The sequence below is a fragment of the Pseudonocardia adelaidensis genome (assembly GCF_039543345.1).
Taxonomy (GTDB): Bacteria; Actinomycetota; Actinomycetes; order Mycobacteriales; family Pseudonocardiaceae; genus Pseudonocardia; species Pseudonocardia adelaidensis.
Genome location: NZ_BAABJO010000034.1, coordinates 37,358 through 61,508 on the forward strand (window position 1 = coordinate 37,358; position 24,151 = coordinate 61,508).

Consider the following 24,151-nt stretch of genomic DNA (forward strand, 5'->3'; position numbering starts at 1 on the left):
TCACAGGAAGATCGCCAGGTTCTGGGTGCGCAGCACCGCGTCGTCCACCAGGATCGTGCGCCGCGCGAGCAGCCAGCCCGCGCCGTCGGGTGCGCGCCGCAGCAGGTCCTCGCGCCCGGCCGAGATCACCGCGGCCTCCCGGACGTCGCCCCGGCTGCGGTAGAGCAGCACCGCCGACTCCACGACGAGGTGGTCGGGATCCTCCGCGGCGAAGGTCCGCACGTTCGCCAGGTGGTGGCGCAGCCGCGACGGCGGGTCCTCGGTCCAGGCGTGCTCGGTGCGGAACCGGGCGACGCGGCGCGACAGCGAGTACTTGTCCTCGTCGAAGTGCGCCATGCCCGGCGAGGTGTCGAACCCGGCGCCGACGGCGGTGGTGACCCGCACCGGCATGACGTAACGGATGTCCTCGGTGAGCAGGTCGAGCCACTCGTCGTAGCGCTGGGCGTCGAGCAGGTAGGCCTCGTCCACGAGCCAGTGGTGGGCATCCTGGTGCCTGACGTCGGAGAACGGGAGCGACCGCCTCATACCTGGACCTCCAGGTGGTCGGCCCACCGGGCTAGCAGGTGGCGCTGGTTGTACTCGCCGTACCCGACGTGGGCCTCCCCCGGGCCGGCGAACTCGTCCGGCCCGAGCGCCGGGGCCACCGGCGTGTCGTCCTCGAGCAGCCCCATCCGGCTGTTCAGCAGGAGCCGCCGGGCCATCGAGCCGGCCGCCGTGCTGGTGAGCGACACCCAGTTCTCGACGTCGTCCTGCTCGAACATCCCGGTGGAGCCGAAGCACATCAGGTACGCCTTGTACGACAGCGCCTTGAACTCGTCGGGGGCCTCGGCGTCGACGGCGAACCAGGACAGCACCTCGGTCTCGTCCGGGCCGATCGGCTGCCAGGTCCGCAGCGAGATGAAGGGCAGGACCTCGTCGGAGTCGGCCACCTTGGGCCAGTTGTGCACCAGGGAGAGGTTCGGGAACACCGAGGCCGCGGAGATCATGAAGCCGTCCCGGCCGATGACGTCGAGCTGAGCCTGCGACCAGCGCTCCTCCATCTTCTCGATCATCACGTCCGGGTAGCCGACGTAGCGCAGCCGCTCCGCGACGGTTCCCGGTGGGAGCTTGTAGGTGGTGCCGCCGCCGTTGCCGGCCCAGTACGTGCAGCCGTCCTTGCGCTTCTCGGCCTTCGGCTCGCGGAAGAGCCCGATCTCCACGACGCTCGTGTGGGTGTGCGGCGTGTGGTACATGTCGCCCGCGAAGTTCTCGGCGCCGATCTTCCAGTTGGCCTTGATCCGCCAGCGCTGCGGCCCGCGCAGCTCGATCCCGCTCTCGGACTGGTCGACGTAGTAGTCGAGGTAGAACGCGAAGTCGCCCAGGTACTCCCGCAGCGGCGGCGCGTCGGGATCCAGGCTCACGAAGATCATCCCGTGGTAGGTGTCCAGCCGCGGGGCCGGCAGCAGCGTCTGCCCCTTGCGGCGGAACCCCTCCTCGCCGCCGTAGGCGTCGCGGTGGAACGGCAGCCCGACCAGCCGGCCGTCGTTGCGGTAGGACCAGCCGTGGTACGGGCAGCGGAAGTGCGACGCGTTGCCCAGCTCCGCCCGGCACACCTGCATCCCCCGGTGCAGGCACATGTTGAACAGCGCCCTGACCACGCCGTCCTCACCGCGCGCCACGATGAACGAGTCCTCCAGGATCCGGCGCACCACGTAGTCGCCCGCCTGCGGGATCTCCGAGGTGTGCCCGACGAACACCCAGGCGCGACCGAAGAGGCGTTCCCGTTCGAGGCGGAAGACCTCCTCGTCGTTGTAGATGTGCGCCGGGATCATCCCCCGCCTGACGTCCGCCAGCACGGAGCCCAGATCGCCCATCGGAGCCCTCCTTCTCTGGGTTGCAGAGCATTGCTCCTCGTTCCAGAATCGCCCTTCACTCCGCCGGATGTCAACGGCTAGCTTCTGACTCGCAGAGAGACGTTCCTATGTGCGGGAGAAGCATGTCGACGACGACGGACGCCGGGGTCGCGGACCGCGAGTGGCACCTCCACGTGGGAGGGGAGCCCCGGGAGGCGACCGGCGGCCGGACCTACGAGGTGGAGTGCCCGGCCACCGAGGCGCCCCTGGCCTCCGCGCCGGACGCGAGCCCCGAGGACGTCGACGCCGCCGTCCGCGCGGCCGCCGACGCCGCGTCGGCGTGGCGCTGGGTCGACGTGCGGGAGCGCGGGCGCCTGCTGCGCCGGTTGGCCGACGCGTTCCGCGCCCACGCCGACGAGCTCGCGCTGCTCGACGCGCTCGACTCGGGCAACCCGGTCACCGCGATGCGCGGCGACGTCGGGTGGGGCGCCGAGGTGCTGGAGCTCTTCGCCGACTACGCCTCGCACCTCGGCGGGAGCACGATCCCGGCCTCGGTGGAGAACCTGCACTTCACCCGGCGGGTCCCGTTCGGCGTGGTGGCCCGGATCGTGCCGTTCAACCACCCGGCCATGTTCGCCGCGGCGAAGGTGGCCGCGCCGCTGATGGCGGGGAACGCGGTGGTGCTCAAGCCGTCGGACATCACCCCGCTCTCCGCGCTCCGGTTCGCCGAGATCGCCGCCGACGTCCTGCCGCCCGGCGTGCTGTCGGTGATCACCGGCAACGGACCCGCCGCGTCGAGCGCGCTCGTGCGCCACCCGCTCGTCCGCCGGATCGGTTTCATCGGCAGCGACCGGGTGGGCCGGATCATCCAGCGCGACGCCGCCGAGGTCGGCGTCAAGGAGGTCAGCCTGGAGCTCGGCGGCAAGAACGCGCTGATCGTCTGCCCCGACGCCGACCTGGACGCGGCGGCCGCCGGCATCGTCGCCGGGATGAACTTCGCCTGGTCCGAGGGCCAGTCCTGCGGTTCCACCTCCCGGGTGCTGCTGCACGCCTCGGTCGCCGGCGAGGTGCTCGCGCGGGTGATCGAGCGGATCGGGGCGATCCGGATCGGCTCGCCGGTCGACCCGGACACCCAGATGGGGCCGCTCGCCTCCCGCGCGCAGTACGAGAAGTCGCGCCGCTACATCGACATCGCCGCGGCCGAGGGTGCGCAGCTGGCGCACGGCGGGGAGCGCCCCGCCGGGCTCGACCGGGGCTACTACCTGCAGCCGACGGTCTTCACCGGCGTGCGCCCGGACATGCGGATCGCCCAGGAGGAGGTGTTCGGGCCGGTGATGTCCGTGCTCACCTACACCGACCTCGACGAGGCGGTCCGGGTCGCCAACGGCGTCGACTACGGCCTGACCGCCAGCATCTGGACCCGCGACGTCTCCACCGCGCTCTCGCTCGCCGACCGGCTCGAGGCCGGCTACGTCTGGGTCAACGGCTCGTCGCGGCACTTCTGGGGCATGCCCTTCGGCGGCACCAAGTCCTCCGGCATCGGCCGGGAGGAGTGCGTCGAGGAACTGCTCGGCTACACCGAGATCAAGGCGGTGAACGTCCTTGTCTGAGCGGAGCGGGGCGGACCTCGTGGTCGACTGCCTCGCGGCCGAGGGCGTCACGCACGTGTTCGGGCTGCCCGGCACCACGATCATGGATGTGATCGACGCCCTGGCCCGGCAGGGCGCGATCCGCTACCTGTCCACGCGGCACGAGCAGGTCGCGGGGTTCATGGCCGACGGGTTCTCCCGAGGGGGCGGATCGCTCGGGGTCTGCCTGGCGTCCCGGGGCCCGGGCGCAGCGAACCTCGCGATCGCCGTGCAGAACGCCCACGACGAGTCGATTCCGATGCTCGCGCTGATCGGGCAGGTCCCGTCCTCGATCGTCGAGCGGCGTTCCTTCGAGGAGATGGACGTCGTCTCGACGTTCCGGCCGATGTGCAAGTGGGCCGTCGAGGTCCACCAGGCTGCGCGGATCCCGGAACTGCTGCAGCGGGCCGTCCGCACGGCCGTGACCGGGCGGCCGGGCCCGGTGGTCCTCTCGCTGCCGCTGGACGTGCTGCAGGCCCCCGCCACCGCCGTCCCGGGCCCGAAGGTGCGCTTCCACCCGCCCGCACCCGACCCCGCCGGGATCGCCGAGGCGGCATGGCTGCTCGCCGCCGCCGAGCGGCCCGCGATCATCGCGGGTGGTGGCGCCCGGGATCCCGCCGCGCTGCTCGACCTCGCGGAGGCCGCCGGGGCACCGGTCGTCAGCACCTGGCTGCGCAAGAACGCCGTGCCGAACGGCCACCCGGCCTACCTCGGCCCACTCGGCTACGGCGCGCACGAGGTGTCCGACCGGCTCGTGCGCGACGCCGACGTGATCGTCGCGCTCGGTTGCCGGTTCTCCGAGTTCACCACGAAGCGCTGGACCCTCGTGCCCGCCTCCGCGCAGCTGGTGCACGTCGACATCGACCCGGACGAGCTCGGCCGCGTGCACCCGCCGCGGGTCGGCCTCGTCTCCGACGCCACCGCGGCGGCCCGCGCCCTCGCCGCCGCGCTCGCCCCGCCGGCTGCCGCCGACCCCGGCCGTGCCGACCGGCGGCGGCAGCGCCGCGACGCCCTGCGCAAGGAGTTCGCCGACGCCGCGACCCTCCCGGAGGCCGCATCCTCCGCCGCGGGCGTCTCGTCGGCGGCGCTGGCCCACGCCGTCCAGGTGCTCGCCGACCGCGACGGCACCGTGCTCGTGCAGGACGTCCACACGTTCGGCCCGTGGATCGCGCGGCACGTCGGCTTCGACCGCACGGGCAGCTACCACGCCTCGGCGGGCGGGGCGATGGCGTGGGGCTTCCCGGCCGCGATGGGCCTGGCGCTCGCCCGGCCCGACCAGCGGGTGGTGTCGCTCAGCGGCGACGGCAGCTTCTGGATGGTGGCCCAGGACCTCGAGACCTGCGTGCGCGAACGCATTCCCGTGGTCAACGTCGTGGTGAACAACTACGCCTACGGCAACACCCGCGACCGCCAGCGGACCGCCCACGATGGCCGCTACCACGGCGTCTTCCTGGACAACCCCGACCTCGCGGCCTACGCCCGGCTCCTCGGCGCCCACGGCGCCCGCGTCACCACCGACGCAGAGGTCGGGCCGGCGATCGAGGAGGCACTCGCCCAGCCGGGGCCGGGCATCGTCGATGTCGTCCAGGACCGGATGGAGGGGCTCCCACCGGGCCTGGTGCCACCGGCGGCCAAGTGATCAGTGCAGTAGTTCCGCGGCCCGCTCCACCGTCGCGCGCATGAGCTCCGCGATCCGCTTGACGTCCGCGCGCTGCAGGCGGCCCACCGGCACGGCGGTGTTGAATGCCAGCCGCAGCGTCGAGCGCTCCACCGGGAACGCCACCGCGATCGAGGAGACCCCCTCCTCGCTCTCCTCCGAGCTGATCGAGTAGCCGCGCCGCCGGATGTTCCCGAGCTCCTTCTCCAGCGCGTCCCGGCTGCGGATCGACCGCGGCGTGAGCCCGGGCAGCTCGTCGGTCGGGTACAGCTGGTGCAGGGCCTCGGTGGAGAGCGTCGCGAGCATCGCCTTGCCGCTCGACGCGCAGTTCGCCGGCATCGACTGCCCGAGCCGCGAGGTCACCCGCACCGCCCGCGGGCTCTCGATCGCGTCGATGAACCGCACCGTGCCGCCGTCGAGCACGGCCATGTGGACGGTCTCCTTGGTCTCCTTGTTCAGCTCCTCCAGGAAGGGGTGCAGCGTCTGCCGGACGTCGAACCGCTGCAGGATCGAGAACGCGACGCCGGTCAGGGCCGTGCCGGGCAGGTAGGCCTTCGACCGCCGCTCCTGCCGGACGAACCCCCGGTACTGCAGCATCGCGAGCAGCCGGTGCGCGGTGGACGAGGCCACGCCCAGGTACTCGGCCACCTCCGTGAGCCGCAGCTCGCTCCGCTCGCCCAGCAGCAGCAAGATCTTCAGGGCGTTGTCGACCGATTCGATCGGGTACTGCGGCCGGGCACTGGATTTCTCCATAGCAGAAACAGTAGCTGACAGACGCACTCTGAACGTCTGCACCCGCGCGGCCGTGTAATGGTCCGGCGGCGCCCGGCGCTGCCTGTCCGGACGGATCCGGGCGGCGCTCCCCCTCGCTCCCGCCCACCGTCGGAGGAAAGGACGTGGAGGACGTGTGCGCGCAGCCGCAGGCGAAGTGATCCCACCGCGAACCGAGAACGAGCTGGCTGAGGCTCTGCGGGCCGCGTCCCGCGGCGACGAGGAAGGGTTCGTCGCCCTGTACCGCGACCTGCAACCCCGCCTGCTGCGGTACGCGACGGCGCTGATCGGGGCCGAGGCCGAGGACGTCACGGCCGAGACGTGGCTGCAGGTGGCCCGGGATCTGCGGGGCTTCGCGGGCGACCTGGACGGGTTCCGGGGTTGGGTCAGCGCGATCTGCCGCAACCGCGCGATGGACTGGGCCCGCACCCGGACGCGCCGGCCCGCCGACCCGACCGAGATGAGCACGCTCGCGGAGCACCCGGACGTCACCGACGCGCACGGCTCGGCCGTGGAGCGGATGTCGACCCGGTGGGCGATGGCCCACATCCTCGCGCTGCCGCGGACCGAGGCAGAGGCAGTCCTCCTGCGCGCGGTCGTCGGGCTCGACGGCCCGACCGCGGCCAAGGTGCTCGGCAAGCGCCCCGGCGCGGTGCGGGTGGCCGCCCACCGCGGCCTGAAGAAGCTGGCAGCGGCGATCAGCGACGACTGTTGGACCGAGGGTGAGAGGCATGCGTAACGGTTCGCGCGGGTGCGACGCTGGACGGCCCGAGATGCGCACCTCGACCCCGGACCGCCTGACCGCGGCCACCATCGAGCAACTGCTCGACGGTGGCTCCGGCCCAGCCGGTCTGACCCTGCTCCTCGCCGCCGCCGCGGGCCCCGGCACGGCGAGCGAGCTCGCCGGCGAGGCGGCCGCCGTTGCCGCCTTCGTCGACGCGCCCCGAACGAACCCGCTCCCCAGCGCACCAGTCCGGAGACCCTCGATGCTCAGCACCGCACTCTCGAAGATCCTCGCGGCGAAGGCCCTCGCCGCCGTCGTCCTGCTGGCCGGCGCCGGCGGCGGCGTGGCGCTCGCCGCGAACGCGTCCCATGCGCCGTCGTCCCCGACCGACGAGACCTCGGCGACCTCCGGGACGACCGCCGACCCCGAACCGGCCGCCGACGACGCCGATCCGGCCCCTGGCTCCCACGGGAGCGCCGCCGGCGGGCCGGGCTCCACCAGTGGCCCCTCCCCCGAGCCGTCGATCGCCGGCCTCTGCACGGCGTGGGCCGCCGGCGCCACCGACAACCCCGGCAAGGCCGCGGCGAACCCCGCCTTCCGCTCGCTCGTCGAGGCGGCGGGCTCCGAGGAGGACGTCGCCGGCTTCTGCTCCGGCCAGGAGGGCACCGACCCGCCCGGCAGGTCCGCCACGGCGCCGGGTCACACCGGCGATGCCCTGCACGACGCCGACGACGCGGACGACGAGGCCGCCGGCGAGCCCGGGAGCCGTGGCACCCCGCCCACCGCCGCCCCGGGCAAGCCCGACCACCCCGCCGGGCGCGCGACGCGAAGCGGTGCCGTCGAGGACGCCGACCACAGCGACGACGACAGCGACGACGACGAGGGCTCCGAGGACGGCTCCCGGGGCGGGAATGACCACGCCGAGGAGGCACGCCAGGGCGGTGGGGCGTCGGGCGACCGCCGCCCGGCCGGCTGATCCGCCCCGACCGACCGGCCCCGGCCCGCCCCCTCGGGCCGGGGCCCCTCACCCGAAGCGACCAGAAGTGGAGGTGGGAGGCATCGTGTAACGGTTCGGCGGTGTGCAGCGCTGTCGGCGCGGATGTTCCGGGCGGTGCTCCCTCACGCTCCCGCCCGGCCCCGACAGGACGTGGAGGACGAGTGCGCGCTGCCCCGGGCGACGTGGTCCCGCCACGGGCCGAGGCCGCCCTGGACGCGGCGCTCCGCGCCGCCTCCCGCGGCGACGAGGCGGGGTTCGTCGCCCTCTACCGCGACCTGCAGCCCCGCCTGCTCCGATACGCGACCGCGCTCGTCGGCGCCGAGGCCGAGGACGTCACGGCCGAGACCTGGCTCCACGTGGCGCGCGACCTGCGGGACTTCGAGGGCGACCTCGACGGGTTCCGCGGCTGGGTCAGCACGATCTGCCGCAACCGCGCGATGGACTGGGCCCGCACCCGCTCCCGGCGGCCCGCCGAACCGGCCGAGACGCACACGCTCGCCGAGCACCCGGACCCCACCGACACCCACGGATCCGCCGTCGAAGGCATGTCGACCCGATGGGCGATGGCCCAGATCCTCGCGCTGCCGCGGACCGAAGCCGAAGCGGTCCTCCTGCGCGCCGTCGTCGGCCTCGACGCCCCGACCGCGGCGAAGGTGCTCGGCAAGCGCCCCGGCGCGGTACGGGTGGCCGCCCACCGCGGCCTGAAGCGGCTGGCCCGGACCATCCGGGATGACGGGCCGGGTGAGGGGCATGTGTAACGATCTGCCCCGGCCCGGCGCTGGAGGGCCCGAGATGCGCACCTCGACCCCGGACCGCCTGACCCGCGCCGCCGCCGAGCAGCTGCTCGACGGCGGGGTCGGGCCCGCCGGTCTCCACCGGCTCCTCGCCGCCGCCGCGGGTCCCGGCACGGCGGGCGAGCTGGTGGGCGAGCCGGCCGCCGTGGCCGCGTTCGCCGAGGCGCAACGGGCGTCGCCGTCCTCCCGCGCCCCCTCCCGGAGACCCTCCCTGCTCAGCACCGCCGTCTCGAAGATCCTCGCGGCGAAGGCGGTCGCCGCGGTCGTCCTGCTGGCCGGTGCCGGCGGCGGCGTGGCGCTCGCGACGAGCGTGGCCGGCGCGCCACCGTCCCCGCCCGCGGACCGGCCCGTCGCGACCCTCACCTCGACGGCCGCGCCGCCGCCCTCGCGCTCGACGTCGGATGGACCGGCCCCCGTCCCGGAACGGACCGGGGACAACGAGCCGGGTGCCCCGGCATCCGGATCCGCCCCCGAGGGGGACGGCGAGCATCCGGATGCACCACCCGCCGACGAGTCGGGCACCGCCCCGGGCCGAGGCGTCCCGGCCACCGCCGCTCCGGGCGATCCCGACCGCCCCGCCGGACCCCCCGCCGACCGCGCGGGGCGGGACGACGCCGAGCAGGACGGCGACGCACGGGGCAGCGGTAAGCAGAACGACAAGCAACAGAACGACAGGCAACAGGGCGCCGAGAAAGAGAACGACCAGAAGCAGAACGACGAGCAGGACGCCCTCGAGCCGAAGAGCGAGACGAAGGACGAGGGCAACCGCTCCACGTCGGATGACCAGGGTCGCAGCGACGACTCCGAAGCTGGCCGGCACGCCGGGGAGCCCCAGAGGCGTGCCGGCCGATAGAGCGGGTCCCGGCCTCTCACCCCCCGTGGGGCCGGGATCCGCTCGTCACCGTCGGTGCGCGTACGCGGTGGGCGTCCCGCCGGTGAACGCGCGGAACTCCCGCACGAGGTGCGACTGGTCCGCATAGCCTGCTTCCGCCGCGATCCGCTCCCAGCCCGGCGCGCCCGGCCGCTCGAGCCTGCGCAGGACGCGGTCGAAGCGCGCGAGCCGGGCCGCGGCCTTCGGGGTGAGGCCGACCTGTTGCGTGAACCGGGTGATCAGGTGCTTGTGGCTCCAGCCGACCTCGCGGGCGAGCCGGCCTATCCGGGCGGCTCCACCCGTCGCGGCGATGAGCTGCAGGACCCGGACGACCTCGGGCGATGGGCGCGGCCCGCCGTCGAGACGCGCCAGCAGTAGCTCGTCGAGGATCTCGAACCGCCGGGGCCAGGTGCGCGCCTCGCGCAGCCGCTCGGCGAGCGGGCGGGCGTCGGCACCGAGCAGGTCCCGCAGGTCGACCGTCCGGCCGCGCAGCGCGTTCAGCGGAACGCCCAGCAGCGTGTAGCCGGCGAGCGGGCCCAGCCGCACCTCGACGTAGGAGGCCGCGCACTCGCCCTCCGGCTGGAGGTAGGCGTGGTGCGGGCCCGCCACGAACGCGTCCGGGCGGTGCGCGGAGTCGCGCAGCTTCACGACCACCGACACCGTGGCCGAGGCCGGGATCACGAGGTGGCGTGGCCGCGTCCGCTCCACGAACCCGGTGTGGCGCCGGGCGAGGTGCGGCGCGAGCAGCGGGTGCGGCGCGCCGAGGACACGCGGGGACCGCGACCGTTCCGGCTCGGCAGTCCTCATCGCCACGCTCCCGCGAGGTGAACTTGGTTCAAGGAGGTGAACTTCGTTCAAGACAGCCTGCCAGGCCCGTCGCTACCGTGCTCGGGGTGCTGACCGGACCGGACACCCTGGTGACCGCCGCCGACGACTTCGGGCACCTCGTGCACCGGGTGCCGCACGCCGTGCTGCGCCCCACCTCCCCAGGAGACGTGGCCGAGGCCGTGCGCCGGGCCGCCCGCCAGGGCCGCCGCTTCGCCCCGCAGGGGCGGCGGCACTCGGTGTTCGGCCGGTCCCAGGCCGCGGACGGGCTCGTCGCCGACATGACGGGGCTGCGGACCGTCCACCCCGTCGCGGACGACCGCGTGACCGTCGACGCCGGCGCCACCTGGCGCGACGTGCTGGCCGCGACCTTGCCGCGCGGCCTGGTCCCCGCCGGGCTGCCGGACTACCTGGACCTGACGGTCGGCGGCACCCTCGCGGTCGGGGGCGTGGGCGCGCAGGTGTCCCGGACCGGGGTGCTCGCCGACAACGTCCTCGGCGTCGAGGTCGTGACCGGCCGGGGCGAGATCATCGCGTGCTCATCGGGCGAGCTGTTCGACGCGGTGCGGGGCGGGCTCGGTCAGGTCGGCGTCGTCACCCGCGCGACGCTCGCCCTCGTCCCGGCCGCCCCGCGCGTACGGCGCCACCTGCTCGTCTACCCGGACCTCCCCACGATGCTCGCCGACCAGCGCCTGCTGGCACGCGAGGACCGGTTCGCCGCCGTCCAGGGCGCCGTGCTCACCGGCCCGGCAGGCGGGTGGGTCTTCCGGCTCGACGCCGTCACCGACGGCGACCCGGCGGCCGACCCGCTCGCCGGCCTGTCCGACGACCGGCGGCAGGCCCAGGTCACCACGATGACGCAGCTGGACCACCTCGACCGGCTGGCCCAGCTCGAGCGGGCGCTGCGCGCCAACGGCCAGTGGTCGCTCCCCCACCCGTGGCTCACGACGTTCGTGGGGGACGCGGCGGCCGGGTCCGTCGTCGCCGCCGAGCTGGACCGGCTCGTGCCTGCCGACCTGGGCCCCTTCGGCCAGGTCGGGGTGTCCGCGTTCCGCGGGCGCTCGATCACCAGCCCGATGCTGCGTCTTCCCGCCGACGAGCTCTGCTTCACGTTCAACCTGATCCGCATCCCGGCGACGGCCGACCCGGCCGACCGGCTCGTCGCCGACAACCGGGCGGTGTACGACCGGGTCCGGGCGGCCGGCGGCACGCTCTACCCGGCGAGCGCCCTGCCGATGTCCCCGGAGGACTGGCGCGAGCACTTCGGGCCCGCCTTCGAGCGGCTCCGGGCGGCCAAGGAGGCGTTCGACCCGGACCACGTCCTCACGCCGGGTTACGAGGTCTTCTGAGAGAGCCTGCGGTCGGCGAGCACGGCCGGGATCGTGGCCAGGGCCAGTACGCCCCCATCCACGGGATGGATCCGATGCTGAAGGCGAGCAGGTGGACCGCCAGTGGCAGCCGGCCGCGGCCCGGCGCCTGGGGCGAGGTTCGAACACTCATGGCGCACAGGCTCGGCCCCGCGGACGGCCCGCCCCCAACATTCGTTGCCGGAACAGGGACGGCGAGATCCAGCGCCGGGATCCCAGCAGAGATCAGCTGCGCACCGCGACGATCAGCTCGATCTCCACCGGCTGGTTGAGGGGGAGGTTGCTCGTGCCGATCGCCGAGCGGGCATGCCTCCCGCGCTCGCCGAAGATCTCGACCATCAGGTCCGAGAAGCCGTGGACGACCGCGGGCTGGTCGTGGAAGTCGTCGTCGCTGTTGACGAACGCCAGCGCCTTGACGATGCGCTCGACCCGGTCCAGGTCGCCGAGGTGGTCGCGGATGCTGCGCAGCAGCTGCACCCCGGTGGCGCGGGCGGCGTCGTAGGCCTGTTCGAGGCTGACCTCCCGGCCGACCCGCCCCTTGTAGAGCAGGTTCCCGTCGTTGTCGGCCGGGCCGTGGCCGGAGACGAACAGCAGGTCGCCGTGCTGCACGCACGGCACGAGGCCTGCGCCGCGCGCCACCTTGGTCGGCAGCTCGATCCCGGCGGCCTTCAGCCTGTCGTCGATGTCGCCCACTACGCGTCCTCCTTGGTCCTCATTCTCAGAAGCCGTTGAAGTTCGGCGAGGACGAGGACGTCCTCGCCGGGCTGCAGGGTCTGCGGGTTGAGTGCGATGGCGCGCGGGCCGTCCGGGGCCACCGCGATCGCGGGGTCGTTGCGCCAGAGCGCCCCGATGAGCTCGTCGCGGCTCCACCCGGAGTCGGGGCCGATCTCGACGATGGCCCGGCCGTGGGGCTGGCCCGCCTCGCTCGGGAAGCCCCGGCTGACGGTGATCCCGTCCAGCCCGGACAGCCCGACGATCCACTTCTCGACCGACGCCTCGTAGGCCGCGATCAGCGCCGGCTCGTCCTGCTGGAGGGTCCACTCGACCGCCGCCAGCAGCCCGAGCAGCTCCTCCTTGCCGACCTTCATCCCGCGGCCGAGGGAGTGGTTCGGCGCCCCGTTGGCCCGGGCCGCCGCGATCAGCCACTCCTTGCCGACCATGAGGCCGGTCGACTGCGGGCCGCGCAGGCCCTTGCCGCCGCTGAAGATCGCCCCGTCGGCGCCGACCTCGGTGGTGAAGTGCCACAGCGACGACACGGGCGGGATCTGGGCCGCGGCGTCGACGAGCACCGGGACCCCGGCCTTGTGGGCGATCTCCACGACCTGCTCGATCGGCAGCGCACCGGCGGCGAAGTGCGCGCCCGCGAACCACAGCACGCACGCCGTGCGGCGGTCGATCGCCGCCTCCAGCTCGGCGGGCTCGGGCCCGACCTCGACGATCCGCACGCCGACCTGGCGGACCGCGTAGTCGTACGGGTTGCGCTGGTCCCGGTACATGACGACCGTCTTCTCGCCGGTCCGGTCGAGGTAGGGCAGATCCTCGACCAGGCCACCGCCCTTCGACCGGGCGATGCACGCGGTCACGCCGAGCGTGAGCAACGCGGCCGCGCCGTTCGAGACGTACGCCGCCTCGTTGCGGGTGGCCTTCGCCAGCCGGCGTCCCACTGCACGGCCCAGGTCGACGACGTCGACGAAGTTCCGGGCGGCCGCGGCCATCGCGGGCAGCACCGGCGGCGCCACCAGCGAGCCGCCGAGCCGGGTCAGGGTGGCGGCGGCGTTCACGACCGGTCGCACGCCCAGCTCGGCGTAGACCTCGTTCTCGTACCGGTTCTCGATGACGGTCACGACGCCGCCCGGCTGAAGCGGGACATCGCGGGCACGCCGAAGCGGGCGGCGAGCCACGCGTCCGCCGCGTCGTTGTCGGCCTGCCCGTGGCGGGTGAGGGTGTAGCGCTCGGCGCCGAGCCGCTCCGCGAGCGTCGTGGGTACGCCCGGGATCTCGACGCGGGCGGCGGCGGTCACCGCCGCCGCGTGCCGGCCCGCGTCGAAGAACGCCAGCGTCCGGCGCACCGCGTCGGCGTCGCCGGGGTGGGCCCGGAGGTGGTCGCCGAACTCGGCCGCCGGGTAGTCCGCGTCGGCCTGCTCCGCACCCCGCTGCAGCAGGGTGCCGGTGAGCTGCAGTGCCGCGAACACCGGGCGCCGGGCCGCCGTGATCAGCGCCAGGTCGTCCCCGACGACCGCCACCCGGGAGGCGTCCACCTCGGGCAGGGCGGCCAGGTACTCCGCCGCACGCAGGCAGTCGGCGACGATCCCGCGGTACACGTAGCCCGCCGGGTCGGCGATCCCGTCGGTCAGCAGGCCCGGGTACGCGGCGGCGTACGGCGAGTCGGCGGTGCGCTGGCCGCGGTGGGCGATCGTCAGCGTGACGTAGCGGAGCCGGTCGTTGTAGTGCGGCGGGTTGTTCACGCTGCCGTACCGCGGGGTCGTGAGCAGCGCCGGGAACGGCCCCTCGCCCGTCGGCACGCTGAGGTAGCCGAAGATCCGGTACGGGCCGATGCTCGTGAGCCGCACCTCGTAGCCGGTGAAGTCGGCGGTGCACCGGCGCGGGATGCGGTCGCGCACCGGCCGCGCCGGCAGCGCGGCGAGCTCGGCGTCGACGGCGTTCCAGTACTCGTCGAGCTCGGAGTCGGTGACGGTCACCGGGCCACCCCCAGGTGCCCGGCGAGGAACGCCTCGACCTTCTCCATCGCCCAGTGGTTGCCGGCGTCGTGGCCGCAGCGCTCGTAGGTGAGCAACTCCTTCTCGCACTTCATCGCCTCGTGCACCGCGAACCCCGTCTCCGGTGGGCAGACGTCGTCCTCGAGGCCGATGTACACCAGCATCGGGGCCTGGATGTTCGGTGCGAAGTTGATGCCGTCGTAGTAGCCGACGGTCTCGGCGACCCGCTGCTCATGGTCGGGATGATCTCGCAGGTACTCGTTGATCTCCTCGTACGGGTAGGAGTGCGTGAGCTTGGCCGAGTCCATGAAGCCGCACAGGTAGGGCGCTCCGGCCGCGCCGCAGGTCACGACGTCGGGCAGGAGCGCGGCGGTGGTGATGGTGAGCGCCCCGCCCTGGCTGGACCCGTGCACGCCGACGCGGTCGGCGTCGACCTCGGGCCGGGTGAGCACCGCGTCCACCGCGCGCACCGCGTCGACGTAGAACCCGCGGTACGCGTAGGTGTTCGGGTCGGCGATGTTGTCCACCAGCAGGCCCGGGTAGCCCGGGTTGAACCGCTGGTTCGACCGGAGCTTGCCGCGCGGGGCCACCGCGAACGCCGCGTAGCCCTTCCTCGCCCAGCTCCGCGGGATGACCGGCTCGGAGATGTAGCCCGGAACCAGCATGAGCGCCGGGTGCGGCCCGGCCTCGCGCGGCACGGCGTACCAGCCCGAGATCCGCACGCCGTCCCAGCTGTCGTAGTGCACGTCGAAGACGGCCACGTCGTCGGTCGAACGCTCCGTCACGTACTCGAACGACGGCCGCAGGGGGACCTTCGCCACCCGCTTCAGCGTCGAATCCCAGAAATCGTCGAAATCGTCGGGTCGGAACACGTTCACGTCCACCTGGGTCACAGGCTCTCCTGCCGTTCCAGAACACTTGCCGACCGCGCGGCCAGCACCGCCCGCCCGTCGGACGGGTCGAAGAGGTGCACCTTGTCCGGGGCGAGGACGACCGAGACCGCCTCGTTGACGCGGCCGTCGTACGGTGCCGGTACCCGCACCTTGACGAGCTCCTCCCCCAGCCGCACGGTGACGAGCACGTCCGCGCCGAGCAGCTCGGCCACGAAGACCTGCGCTGGAATGCCGCCCTGATCTGCCAGCCGGACGTCCTCGGGCCGGATGCCCAGCACGGCGTCCCGGCCGGACAGCCCGTCGACCCCCGGGCCCGCGTGCTCGGGCAGCTCGACGGTGACCTCGCCGTGCCGGAAGAGCAGCCGCCCGCCGTCGCGCTGGACCTCGCCCGAGAGGAAGTTCATCGGCGGGCTCCCCATGAAGGACGCGACGAACAGGTTGGCCGGGCGGGCGTAGATCTCCTCCGGCGACGCGCACTGCTGCACGAGGCCGTCCTTCATCACCGCGATCCGGTCCGACATCGTCATCGCCTCGACCTGGTCGTGCGTGACGTAGATGAACGTCCGGCGCAGGTCGGCGTGGAGGCGCTTCAGCTCCGCGCGCATGGAGCCGCGCAGCTGGGCGTCGAGGTTCGACAGCGGCTCGTCGAGCAGGTACGCGCCCGCGTCGCGGATCACCGCGCGCCCGAGCGCGACCCGCTGCCGCTGGCCGCCCGACAGCTCCTTCGGCTTGCGTTCGAGGAGGCTCTCGATGCCCAGCGACGCGGCCACCTCGTCCACCCGCGTAGCGATCTCCGCCTTCGGCACCCGCAGGTTGCGCAGCGCGAACCCCAGGTTCTGCGCCACGGTCTTGTGCGGGTAGAGCGCGTAGCTCTGGAACACCATCGCCACGTCGCGCTTGTTCGCCGGCAGGTGGGCCACCGGCACGTCGTCGAAGAACACCGCCCCGGCGGACATGCGCTCCAGCCCGCAGATCATCCGCAGCGTGGTGGACTTCCCGCAGCCGGACGGCCCCACCAACGTCAGGAACTCGCGGTCGGCAACGGTCAACGAGACGTCCTCGACGGCGACGACGCCGCCGAACTCCTTGCGCACGTTCTCCAGCCTGACTTCGGCCATCGTCTACCCCTTCACCGATCCGGCCGCCATCCCCTGCACGATCAACCGCTGGCAGATCAGCACCAGCACCAGCGGCGGCACCACCGCCAGCACTCCCGCCGCCGCCATCAGCGTGACCTGCGTGTTCAGGTCGGTGGCGAAGTTGGCGGCGATCACCGGGATGGTCTGCGAGCTGATGCTGCTGGTCATGAACAGCGCGAACATGAACTCGTTCCACGCCGTCATGAACGAGAAGATCGCCGCCGCCACGAGCCCCGGCGCGGAGATCGGGAGGAACACCGTCCACATCATGCGGAACCACCCGCACCGGTCGACGCGCGCGGCGTCCTCCAGTTCGCGCGGCACCGTGCGGAAGTAGTCCTTGAGGATCCAGATCGTGATCGGCAGCGCGAACGTCGTGTACGAGAGGATCAGCGCACCATAGGTGTCGAGCAGGTCGAGCGTGCGCATCACGAGGTAGAACGGGATGATGATCGCGATGCCCGGCACCATGCGCGTCAGCAGGTAGACGATCAGCAGCAGCTGACTCCCGCGGAACTGGATCCGGGAGAACGAGTAGGCGGCGAACGTGCCGAGCACGAGGTTCACCACCGCCGTCGAGAACGCCACCACGAGGCTGTTCAGCAGCGCGTACGGGGTGTCGCCCACGGCGTTCGACCCGACGAGGGCCTGGTCGGTGCTCGGGTTCACGAACCCGAGGTAGTTCGCGGGCGTGGGGTTGTCGGGGAGGAAGTGCGGCGGCACCGACGCGGCGTCCACCTCGTGCATGAAGCTGAGGTTGACGATCCAGTAGAACGGCACCACGAGGTACAGCGCGAAACCGATCGCCAGTACGTGGAGCACGACCTTCTTGGTCATACCTCGATCCGCCCCCTCTGGTAGAGCGTCGAGATGTAGCCGATCGAGATCACGAGCGTGACGATCGTGATCACCCAGGAGTACGCGCTGCCGAGCCCGAAGTCGGTGTACGTCAGCACGGTGCGGACGTTGAGCACGGCGATCACGTTCGTGGCGTCGCCCGGCCCGCCGCCGGTGAGCACGTAGATCGTGTCGAACGCGCGGAACGCGTTCATCGTCTCCAGGATCAGCACGATCAGCAGCGGGTGCAGCAGCCAGGGCAGCGTGACCTGCGTGAACCGCTGCACGACCCCGGCCCGGTCGACCTTGGCCGCGTCGTACTGCTCGCTCGGGATCGTGGACAGCCCGGCGAGCAGGATGATCACGGTGAACGGGAGCGTGTTCCAGACCTGCGCGAACGCGGTGATGAGGAACGCGCCGGTGGGCGAGGTCAGCCAGGCCTGGTAGGAGTCGATCAGGCCCAGCTGCAGCAGCAGCCCGTTGAGCGCGCCGGTCTTCGCGTCGAAGATCGTGCGCCACATCAGGCCGTTCACCACGCCGGGCATCGCCCACGGCAGTAGCACGAGGCTGCGCAGCACGCCGCGCCCGAGGAACGTCTCGTTCAGCACGAGCGCCAGCGCCGTCCCCAGGATCACGGTCAGCCCGAGCACCACCACCACGAACGCGACGGTGACCCGCAGCGAGCTCAGGAAGGCCGGGTCGCCGATCAGCGAGAGGTAGTTCTGGAACCACACGAACCGTTCCAGCGCAGGCAGCTTCAGGTTGTACCGGTGCAGCGAGAGCCAGAACGAGTAGCCGATCGGGTAGGCGACCAGCAGCCCGATGACGATCATCGCGGGCGCGTTCAGCAGGTAGGCGCGCGCGGTGTCGCCCATCGTCCGCCGCGGACGCTGCTCCGTCCCGGAGCGCGGCTTCCCGGTGTCGACCGCGGTGATCGTCACGAGTACTTCTGCTTGAGCGACGTCACGGTGGCGGACAGCCCCTTGACGGCGTCGTCCGGCGAGGTCTGGTTGGACAGCAGCTGCTGCACCGCCTTCTGCTGCTCGTTCTCGTACTCGCTGTACCAGGGCTGCTTGATCGCGGTGCGCGGCCGGGCGATGCCGGCCAGCCCGGAGTAGATCGCCGGGTCGGCGAAGGTGGCGAGGGTGGACTGCACCTCCTGGTCCTCCTCCAACTTCTTGAAGGGGAAGCCCAGGCCCTTCTTCTGGAACCAGTACTTCGCCGTGTACGGCACGCCGTCGGTGAAGCCGCCCAGGTAGGTGAGCAGCTTGAACGCCTTCTCCTGGACCTCGGTGTCCTTGCTCAGCGCGTACATGCGGGTGTTGCTGACGGTGCCGGCCACGTTGCCGTCGAGGCTCGGGACGTAGGCGATCTTCAGCTTGCCCGCGGCCTTCGAGCGGGACGGGTCGTTGTAGTCGCGCAGCGCGTACCGTGCGCCGACCGTGAACGCGTACCGCTCGGCCTTCATCGCGTCGTCGAGCGGCACGGGCAACAGCTGGAGCACGGCGGGATCGATCACCTTGCTGACCGTGGCCGCGCGCTGCAGCCACGCGAAGACGTTGCGCGCCGTCGGGTCGGCGCCGTCCATGACCGGGTTGCCCGCCTCGTCGAACATGTCGCCGCCGCTGGCGAAGACGAGGCCCCACACCCAGGCCCACCAGGTGTCCTGCAGCTGGGCGGTGAGGCCGATCGGGAACTCGAGCAGCCCGGCGTCCTTGATCCGCTGCGACTGCTGCTCCAGCTCGTCGAGGGACGTGGGCGGGGCGGAGATCCCGGCCTTGGCGAGGATGGCCTCGTTGTAGATCAGGCACTGCGAGTCGGTGTAGTACGGCAGCCCGTACCGCTTGCCGTCGATCGTCATCGCCTCGGCGTTGGACGGGTAGATCCCGGCGTAGACCTCGTCCACTCCCGGCATTCCGTCGAGTGGCTGCAGGTACTCGGCGGCCACCCAGCCGGCCAGGGAGTCGTCGTAGACGTAGAGGGCGTCCGGCCCGCCGCCCGCGGTGAACTCCGCGACCGTCTTCTGCACGTACTGCGCGCTGGTGATCGGTGTGTACTCGACCGGGACGTCGGGGTTGAGCTGCACGAAGCGGTCCACGTTCTGCTGGACGAGGGCGGACTCGTAGTCCCAGCCGGAGAACTTCACGGCGCCGGAGCTGGCGCCGCCACCGCCGCCGCAGGCCGCCAGGACCGAACCGATCGCGGGCAGGCTCGCGGTGAGGGCCCCGAGCTGCAGCACCCGGCGACGGCTGAAGGAGGTTTGCGGCGTCATTGCACGTCCTCTCCGATCGCCGCGGCGATCGTCAGCTGGTAGAGGTTGGTCGGTCTTCCCCTGCGGTTGGCCTGGGCGCTGCCCTGGGGCACCGCCAGTCCGCTCGCGGTCAACTTGCGGATCAGCCGGCGCCCGCTCGGGTCGGTGATGTGCAGCGCGTCGGCGAGGTCGCCGGGCGACAGCGGCCGCCCGGCGAGGGTGCGGTCGAGCGCCGCGAGCCGGGAGATCGTGGCGGCGGACAGGCCCGCCCGGCGGGCCAGCCGCTCGAGATCGGGCCCGTGCTCGCGGTACGTGTAGCGCAGCGGCGTGGACCCGGGGCGCAAGGGCCCCACCATCAGGCCGTCCTCGTCCATCAGGTAGCCGCACGGGGCACCGGTCTGCTCGGCCTGCGCCACCGCCTTCTCGGCGAGCACGACGCACGTGCGGGCCGAGGACCCGAACCCGAAGCCCGCCGCCACGCTGATCCCGAGGCTCTCCCGCGCCGTGCCGATCACCGGGAGCGAGGACCAGTTGCCCGTGACCTCGTTGAAGAGCGCCCGGTGGGCCAGCACGGCCACCCCCCGGCTCCCCCGGGTGTCGACCCACGCGTCGGCGAACTCCGGGGTGTTCAGCAGCATGTTCAACAGCCCGACGCGGGCCCGGTCGAGGTTGGAGTCCCTCTCGAAGTCGACCACCGAGAAGATGCCCGCCGCGAACGACAGCTCCGTGGCGCGCTGGGACTGGATCCGCAGCACCAGCTCGTGCAGCTCCGACCGCACCGTGGATTCCAGCGGCGCGACGTTGAGCATCCGCACCCGGCTCCCCAGCGCCCGCGTGACCTCGCTGCGGACCGTGATGACGAAGCCGTCCGGGTGCTCGGCGAGGAACCTCTCGTGGAAGTCGATGATCTGCTCGTAGGAGATGCCCGCCGCGTACGGGAGGCAGCTCACCTGTTCCGGGTCCATGCCGAGCGCCGCGGTGACGTCGTCGACGACCGACCGGTCGAACGTGTCGATGCTGACCGGAGCGGGCGCCCACCCCTGGCGCAGCGCGCGGCCGAGGGTGAGCGTGAGCTCGAGCGCCGTGTAGCGGTTGACCAGCAGCGGCAGGTCCGGCGGCAGCAGGTCCCGGCAGGCGTCGTACGGCACGCGGCCGAGCAGCATCCCGTCCAGCTGGACGCGGCCCAGCAGCGCCTCGACCTTCGGCCGGATCTCGCGCTCCTGCTCGTAGACCACCAGCTCCAGCTGGACGCCCATGAGCGTCCCGCTCGCCACCGCCAGGCGGGCCTGGTGGGAGGTGTGCAGGACGAGCCCGAGAACCATTCGCATGCGACCCCAAATACGATCCAGGTTCGTAAATAGTTCGTTAGATCGGTTCCCGGTAACGTGCCACGGCTCACAAGGGCGGTCAAGGCCGCCCGGTTACGAGCCTGTTTCGATGAACGGGTGACCGCACACCGCATCGCCGCAGTCGAGCTCACGCCCGTCGCCTTCAAGGACCTGCCGCTGCTCAACGCCGTCGGCGTCCACGAGCCGTACGCGATCCGCACGATCGTCGAGATCCGCACCGACGAGGGCCTCACCGGGCTCGGCGAGACCTACGCCGACAGCGCCCACCTCGGCAGGCTGCGCCGCGCCGCCGACCGGATCGTCGGCCTGGACGTCTGGGACATCAACGGGCTGGCCCGTGCCGTCGCGGCGTCCCTCTCCGGCGACACGGCCCTCTCCGGCGACACAGCCCTCTCCGGCGACGCGACGGGCGGCAGCGGCACCGCCGGGATGATCGCCACCGCGAGCACGGCGGACCGGGTCCTCTCGCCGTTCGAGGTCGCCTGCCTCGACGTGCAGGGCAAGGCGACCGGTCTGCCCGTCGCCACGCTGCTGGGCGGTGCGGTGCGCGACCGCGTCGACTTCTCCGCCTACCTCTTCTACAAGTGGGCCGGCCACCCCGGCTCCGAGCCCGACCGGTGGGGCGCCGCGCTGGACCCGGACGGGATCGTCGCGCAGGCCCGCCGGATGATCGACGAGTACGGGTTCTCCGCGATCAAGCTGAAGGGCGGCGTCTTCGAGCCCGACGAGGAGATCGAGGCGATCAAGGCACTGCGGGCCGCGTTCCCGGACCACCCGCTGCGCCTCGACCCGAACGCCGCATGGTCCGTGCCCACCTCCATCCGCGTCGGGAAGGAGCTCGACGGGCTCGTCGAGTACCTGGAGGACCCGACCGCAGGCATCGAGGGCATGGCCGAGGTCGCACGCGAGGTGTCGATGCCGCTGGCCACGAACATGTGCGTCGTCAGCTTCGCCGACCTCGACCCGGGCATCCGGCAGAACGCGGTGCAGGTCGTCCTCTCCGACCACCACTTCTGGGGTGGCCTGCGCCGCTCGACGCTCCTCGCCGGGATCTGCGCCACCTTCGGCACGGGGCTGTCCATGCACTCCAACAGCCACCTCGGCATCAGCCTCGCCGCGATGACCCACCTCGCGGCCGCAACGCCCAACCTGACCTACGCCTGTGACACCCACTGGCCGTGGAAGGACCCCGCGGAGGACGTGATCGAGCCGGGCGCACTCGCCTTCGCGGACGGCGCGGTCGCGGTGCCCACCGCACCCGGGCTCGGCGTGGAGCTCGACCGGGACGCCCTCGGCACGCTCCACGAGCAGTACCTCGCCTGCGGCATCACCGACCGCGACGACACCGGCTACATGCGCCGGTTCGACCCGGCGTACGAGAGGCGCACCCCGCGCTGGTGATCAGCCCACGAGCGCGCCACCCATCGGTGTGTCGCTCACGATCCGGCCGTCCTCCAGCACGACCACCCGCCTGGCGAGGGCCGCGACGCCGCGCTCGTGGGTGATCAGCACGACGGTGTGCCCCTCGTGGTTGAGCTCGCAGAACAGATCCATGACCTCGGTCGTCGCGTACGAGTCGAGGTTGCCGGTCGGCTCGTCGGCGAGGATCATCCGCGGGTCGGTGACGAGTGCCCGTGCGATCGCCACGCGCTGCTGCTCGCCACCCGAGAGCGCGTTGGGCATGTGGTGCATCCGGCCGCCGAGCGACACCCGTTCCAGGGCGGCCCGCGCCCGGCTCCTGCGCGCGGACCCGCCCGAGTAGACGAGCGGCAGCTCGACGTTCGCCAGCGCGTCGGTGCGCGCCACGAGGTTGAAGGACTGGAACACGAACCCGATCCGCGTGTTGCGGATCCGGGCGAGCTGGTTCTCGCCGAGCGTCCCGACATCGGTCCCGTCGAGCCGGTAGACACCGGACGACGGCGCGTCGAGGCAGCCGAGGATGTTCATCATCGTGGTCTTGCCCGACCCGGACGCGCCCATGATCGCGACGAACTCACCCTCGTCGATCGACAGGTCCACGGCGTCGAGCGCCCGCACGTCGGCTGGGCCGGAACGGTAGACCTTGGACACGGAGTCGAGCTCGATCATCAGCTTTCTCCTCATCGAGAAAGTGCGATGCCCCATCGTCCGACCCGGCGACGGGGACGTCAATCACGGCCTTCCGCCGGGCGTTGGGAAAGCCCTATCCGCGCCGGCATGCCCAGCACCCCGATCAGGCTTCCCGCGGAATACCTGCAGACACCGAGTTCGGCACGCGTGTGGAACTACTGGTTGGGCGGCAAGGACAACTACGAGGTCGATCGGGCCGCGGGCGATGCCGTGGCCGCGTCCTACCCGCAGATCGTCACATTGGCCCGCCAGTCCCGCCAGTTCCTCGCCCGCGCCGTGCGGGTGCTCGCCGGGGCGTTGGGGGTGCACCAATTCCTCGACGTCGGCACTGGCCTGCCGACCATGCTGAACACCCACGAGGTGGCCCAGGCGGTCCTGCCCGACGCCCGCGTGGTCTACGTCGACAACGACCCGATCGTGCTGGCCCACGCCCGGAGCCTGCTCACGAATACGACCCCGGAAGGCGTCACCGCCTACATCGACGCCGACGTCCACGATCCCGAGACGATCATCGCGGACGCGCGGAACATCCTGAACTTCGACGAGCCGATCGCCGTGATGTTCCTCGGCATCCTCGGCTACGTGCCGGACCTCGGCGAGGCCAAGTCGATCGTCACGCGGGTGCTCGACGCGGTCGCTCCCGGCAGCTACCTCCTGGTGCGCGACAACACCGACAGCGGCGACTCGGTGCGCGAAGCGGCCGATCGGTACGCGGAGAGCGGCGTGGACCCGTACCACCTGCGCACCGTGGAACAGCTGCACGAGTTCTTCACCGGCCTCGAGATGGTCGAGCCGGGTCTGGTGCCCGTGGAACGCTGGCGCCCGGACGGGACCGACGTGGGCACGGTCGCCGAGCACACCGGCGACCACGGCGGGCTGGGCCGCAAGCCGTGAGCCGCGCTCCCGGCCGTCACGTCGCCGGCAGCGGGCCCAGCGCCTCGAGGCCGTAGCGGCCGCCGAGGTCGCGCAGCACATCCGGCGTGAGCTCGCCCGCCTCGAGGGCCGCGTGGACGTCCCGGAAGAACCCCTCCGGGCCACCCGGGACGAGCAGCGTGAGCTTGCGCCCGGCCGACGTGCACCGCAGTCCGTGCGCCACGCCCGCGGGCACGTACACGAAGCCGCCCGGTCCCACCTCGAACCAGCGGCCGCCGACGTAGTAGCGGTACTCGCCGTCCAGCACGTACCAGGCCTCGGCGACGTCGTGGCGGTGCACGATCGTCGAGAACCCGGCCCGGTCGATCCCCTCCAGCAGGCCGAAGAGCCCGCCCGTCCCGGCGCTGCACGCCTTGACCAGCATCTCGCTGCCCTCCGGCGCGCTCGCGGGTGCCCCCTCCCCCGCCGCCAGCACGTACGGCCCCCCAGCAGACGTCCCCACCACGCCGCCCATCGTG

The 24,151-nt window shown here is 72.4% G+C and carries 24 protein-coding genes; 9 read left to right on the forward strand and 15 right to left on the reverse strand.

The features are described from left to right. Window positions 1-525 (reverse strand): 3-phenylpropionate/cinnamic acid dioxygenase subunit beta, encoded by a 525-nt coding sequence (locus ABEA81_RS33465; protein ID WP_345610734.1) that lies wholly within the window; start codon window positions 523-525, stop codon window positions 1-3. After that, complete coding sequence (locus ABEA81_RS33470) at window positions 522-1,853, reverse strand: Rieske 2Fe-2S domain-containing protein (protein ID WP_345610735.1); 1,332 nt, start codon at window positions 1,851-1,853, stop codon at window positions 522-524. Before ABEA81_RS33470 ends, ABEA81_RS33465 begins: the two co-directional genes overlap by 4 nt. A 122-nt stretch (window positions 1,854-1,975) precedes the next feature. Here ABEA81_RS33470 and ABEA81_RS33475 point away from each other — a divergent pair, with 122 nt between their 5' ends. Next, complete coding sequence (locus ABEA81_RS33475; protein ID WP_345610737.1) at window positions 1,976-3,442, forward strand: aldehyde dehydrogenase family protein; 1,467 nt, start codon at window positions 1,976-1,978, stop codon at window positions 3,440-3,442. Further along, window positions 3,435-5,099: a thiamine pyrophosphate-binding protein gene (locus ABEA81_RS33480; protein WP_345610739.1), complete on the forward strand. Its 1,665-nt coding sequence runs from the start codon at window positions 3,435-3,437 to the stop codon at window positions 5,097-5,099. Before ABEA81_RS33475 ends, ABEA81_RS33480 begins: the two co-directional genes overlap by 8 nt. On the opposite strand, the gene ABEA81_RS33485 is transcribed toward ABEA81_RS33480, so the two are convergent. Further along, window positions 5,100-5,870: an IclR family transcriptional regulator gene (locus ABEA81_RS33485; RefSeq protein ID WP_345610740.1), complete on the reverse strand. Its 771-nt coding sequence runs from the start codon at window positions 5,868-5,870 to the stop codon at window positions 5,100-5,102. It abuts the gene before it with no gap. Between the two features lie 175 nt (window positions 5,871-6,045). On the opposite strand from ABEA81_RS33485, the gene ABEA81_RS33490 reads away from it, so the two are divergent. From ABEA81_RS33490 to ABEA81_RS33505, 4 genes are all read left to right on the forward strand, one after another. Beyond that, entirely contained in the window at window positions 6,046-6,627 is a 582-nt protein-coding gene (locus tag ABEA81_RS33490; protein WP_345610741.1) for an RNA polymerase sigma factor, read from the forward strand. Between the two features lie 34 nt (window positions 6,628-6,661). Further along, window positions 6,662-7,588, forward strand: a complete 927-nt coding sequence (locus ABEA81_RS33495) for a hypothetical protein (protein WP_345610743.1) — start codon at window positions 6,662-6,664, stop codon at window positions 7,586-7,588. A gap of 182 nt (window positions 7,589-7,770) precedes the next feature. Then, complete coding sequence (locus tag ABEA81_RS33500; RefSeq protein ID WP_345610744.1) at window positions 7,771-8,367, forward strand: RNA polymerase sigma factor; 597 nt, start codon at window positions 7,771-7,773, stop codon at window positions 8,365-8,367. A 34-nt stretch (window positions 8,368-8,401) separates the two neighbouring features. Then, window positions 8,402-9,256: a hypothetical protein gene (locus tag ABEA81_RS33505; protein ID WP_345610746.1), complete on the forward strand. Its 855-nt coding sequence runs from the start codon at window positions 8,402-8,404 to the stop codon at window positions 9,254-9,256. 45 nt (window positions 9,257-9,301) lie between these two features. On the opposite strand, the gene ABEA81_RS33510 is transcribed toward ABEA81_RS33505, so the two are convergent. Then, window positions 9,302-10,081, reverse strand: coding sequence for a helix-turn-helix domain-containing protein (locus tag ABEA81_RS33510; protein WP_345610747.1), 780 nt, complete (start codon window positions 10,079-10,081; stop codon window positions 9,302-9,304). Window positions 10,082-10,167: 86 nt separating this feature from the next. Between ABEA81_RS33510 and ABEA81_RS33515 the strand changes: the two genes are divergently transcribed. After that, entirely contained in the window at window positions 10,168-11,448 is a 1,281-nt protein-coding gene (locus tag ABEA81_RS33515) for an FAD-binding protein (protein WP_345610749.1), read from the forward strand. Window positions 11,449-11,691: 243 nt separating this feature from the next. Here the strand turns inward: ABEA81_RS33515 and ABEA81_RS33520 are convergent, their stop codons facing one another. The 9 genes from ABEA81_RS33520 to ABEA81_RS33560 are packed head-to-tail and all read right to left on the reverse strand — an operon-like array spanning window position 11,692 to window position 20,630. After that, complete coding sequence (locus tag ABEA81_RS33520) at window positions 11,692-12,159, reverse strand: RidA family protein (RefSeq protein ID WP_345610751.1); 468 nt, start codon at window positions 12,157-12,159, stop codon at window positions 11,692-11,694. Then, entirely contained in the window at window positions 12,159-13,310 is a 1,152-nt protein-coding gene (locus ABEA81_RS33525; RefSeq protein ID WP_345610752.1) for an aminotransferase class V-fold PLP-dependent enzyme, read from the reverse strand. Before ABEA81_RS33525 ends, ABEA81_RS33520 begins: the two co-directional genes overlap by 1 nt. Next, the gene (locus ABEA81_RS33530; RefSeq protein ID WP_345610754.1) at window positions 13,307-14,164 is read right to left on the reverse strand and encodes an acetylxylan esterase; all 858 of its coding nucleotides are present in this window, start codon (window positions 14,162-14,164) and stop codon (window positions 13,307-13,309) included. Before ABEA81_RS33530 ends, ABEA81_RS33525 begins: the two co-directional genes overlap by 4 nt. Beyond that, window positions 14,161-15,075, reverse strand: coding sequence for an acetylxylan esterase (locus tag ABEA81_RS33535; RefSeq protein ID WP_345610756.1), 915 nt, complete (start codon window positions 15,073-15,075; stop codon window positions 14,161-14,163). Before ABEA81_RS33535 ends, ABEA81_RS33530 begins: the two co-directional genes overlap by 4 nt. Next, the gene (locus ABEA81_RS33540) at window positions 15,072-16,193 is read right to left on the reverse strand and encodes an ABC transporter ATP-binding protein (protein WP_345610757.1); all 1,122 of its coding nucleotides are present in this window, start codon (window positions 16,191-16,193) and stop codon (window positions 15,072-15,074) included. Before ABEA81_RS33540 ends, ABEA81_RS33535 begins: the two co-directional genes overlap by 4 nt. Window positions 16,194-16,196: 3 nt before the next feature. Continuing rightward, window positions 16,197-17,051 (reverse strand): carbohydrate ABC transporter permease, encoded by an 855-nt coding sequence (locus tag ABEA81_RS33545; protein WP_345610759.1) that lies wholly within the window; start codon window positions 17,049-17,051, stop codon window positions 16,197-16,199. Next, on the reverse strand, window positions 17,048-17,992 hold the full coding sequence (locus tag ABEA81_RS33550; protein ID WP_345610761.1) for a carbohydrate ABC transporter permease: 945 nt from the start codon (window positions 17,990-17,992) through the stop codon (window positions 17,048-17,050). Before ABEA81_RS33550 ends, ABEA81_RS33545 begins: the two co-directional genes overlap by 4 nt. Then, a complete protein-coding gene (locus ABEA81_RS33555) occupies window positions 17,989-19,323 on the reverse strand; it encodes an ABC transporter substrate-binding protein (RefSeq protein ID WP_345610763.1) in 1,335 nt (444 codons plus the stop codon). Before ABEA81_RS33555 ends, ABEA81_RS33550 begins: the two co-directional genes overlap by 4 nt. Continuing rightward, the gene (locus ABEA81_RS33560) at window positions 19,320-20,630 is read right to left on the reverse strand and encodes a hypothetical protein (RefSeq protein WP_345610764.1); all 1,311 of its coding nucleotides are present in this window, start codon (window positions 20,628-20,630) and stop codon (window positions 19,320-19,322) included. The genes ABEA81_RS33555 and ABEA81_RS33560 overlap by 4 nt, the downstream gene beginning before the upstream one ends. A gap of 117 nt (window positions 20,631-20,747) precedes the next feature. On the opposite strand from ABEA81_RS33560, the gene ABEA81_RS33565 reads away from it, so the two are divergent. Then, window positions 20,748-22,052: a glucarate dehydratase family protein gene (locus tag ABEA81_RS33565; protein WP_345610765.1), complete on the forward strand. Its 1,305-nt coding sequence runs from the start codon at window positions 20,748-20,750 to the stop codon at window positions 22,050-22,052. Here ABEA81_RS33565 and ABEA81_RS33570 read toward each other — a convergent pair whose 3' ends face one another. Further along, window positions 22,053-22,739 (reverse strand): ABC transporter ATP-binding protein, encoded by a 687-nt coding sequence (locus tag ABEA81_RS33570; protein WP_345610767.1) that lies wholly within the window; start codon window positions 22,737-22,739, stop codon window positions 22,053-22,055. A 108-nt stretch (window positions 22,740-22,847) separates the two neighbouring features. Between ABEA81_RS33570 and ABEA81_RS33575 the strand changes: the two genes are divergently transcribed. Next, window positions 22,848-23,654, forward strand: coding sequence for an SAM-dependent methyltransferase (locus ABEA81_RS33575; RefSeq protein WP_345610769.1), 807 nt, complete (start codon window positions 22,848-22,850; stop codon window positions 23,652-23,654). 16 nt (window positions 23,655-23,670) lie between these two features. Here ABEA81_RS33575 and ABEA81_RS33580 read toward each other — a convergent pair whose 3' ends face one another. Further along, on the reverse strand, window positions 23,671-24,138 hold the full coding sequence (locus tag ABEA81_RS33580; protein ID WP_345610770.1) for a cupin domain-containing protein: 468 nt from the start codon (window positions 24,136-24,138) through the stop codon (window positions 23,671-23,673). Window positions 24,139-24,151 lie beyond the last annotated feature (13 nt).

What these genes read in the sequence shown, in the direction of transcription:
- ABEA81_RS33575 (WP_345610769.1), top strand. Translation starts at nt 22,848, where the DNA reads ATGCCCAGCACCCCGATCAGGCTTCCCGCGGAATACCTGCAGACACCG.
- ABEA81_RS33475 (WP_345610737.1), top strand. Translation starts at nt 1,976, where the DNA reads ATGTCGACGACGACGGACGCCGGGGTCGCGGACCGCGAGTGGCACCTC.
- ABEA81_RS33510 (WP_345610747.1), bottom strand. Translation starts at nt 10,081, where the DNA reads ATGAGGACTGCCGAGCCGGAACGGTCGCGGTCCCCGCGTGTCCTCGGC.
- ABEA81_RS33545 (WP_345610759.1), bottom strand. Translation starts at nt 17,051, where the DNA reads ATGACCAAGAAGGTCGTGCTCCACGTACTGGCGATCGGTTTCGCGCTG.
- ABEA81_RS33555 (WP_345610763.1), bottom strand. Translation starts at nt 19,323, where the DNA reads ATGACGCCGCAAACCTCCTTCAGCCGTCGCCGGGTGCTGCAGCTCGGG.
- ABEA81_RS33465 (WP_345610734.1), bottom strand. Translation starts at nt 525, where the DNA reads ATGAGGCGGTCGCTCCCGTTCTCCGACGTCAGGCACCAGGATGCCCAC.
- ABEA81_RS33560 (WP_345610764.1), bottom strand. Translation starts at nt 20,630, where the DNA reads ATGCGAATGGTTCTCGGGCTCGTCCTGCACACCTCCCACCAGGCCCGC.
- ABEA81_RS33470 (WP_345610735.1), bottom strand. Translation starts at nt 1,853, where the DNA reads ATGGGCGATCTGGGCTCCGTGCTGGCGGACGTCAGGCGGGGGATGATC.
- ABEA81_RS33485 (WP_345610740.1), bottom strand. Translation starts at nt 5,870, where the DNA reads ATGGAGAAATCCAGTGCCCGGCCGCAGTACCCGATCGAATCGGTCGAC.
- ABEA81_RS33570 (WP_345610767.1), bottom strand. Translation starts at nt 22,739, where the DNA reads ATGATCGAGCTCGACTCCGTGTCCAAGGTCTACCGTTCCGGCCCAGCC.
- ABEA81_RS33495 (WP_345610743.1), top strand. Translation starts at nt 6,662, where the DNA reads ATGCGCACCTCGACCCCGGACCGCCTGACCGCGGCCACCATCGAGCAA.
- ABEA81_RS33505 (WP_345610746.1), top strand. Translation starts at nt 8,402, where the DNA reads ATGCGCACCTCGACCCCGGACCGCCTGACCCGCGCCGCCGCCGAGCAG.
- ABEA81_RS33540 (WP_345610757.1), bottom strand. Translation starts at nt 16,193, where the DNA reads ATGGCCGAAGTCAGGCTGGAGAACGTGCGCAAGGAGTTCGGCGGCGTC.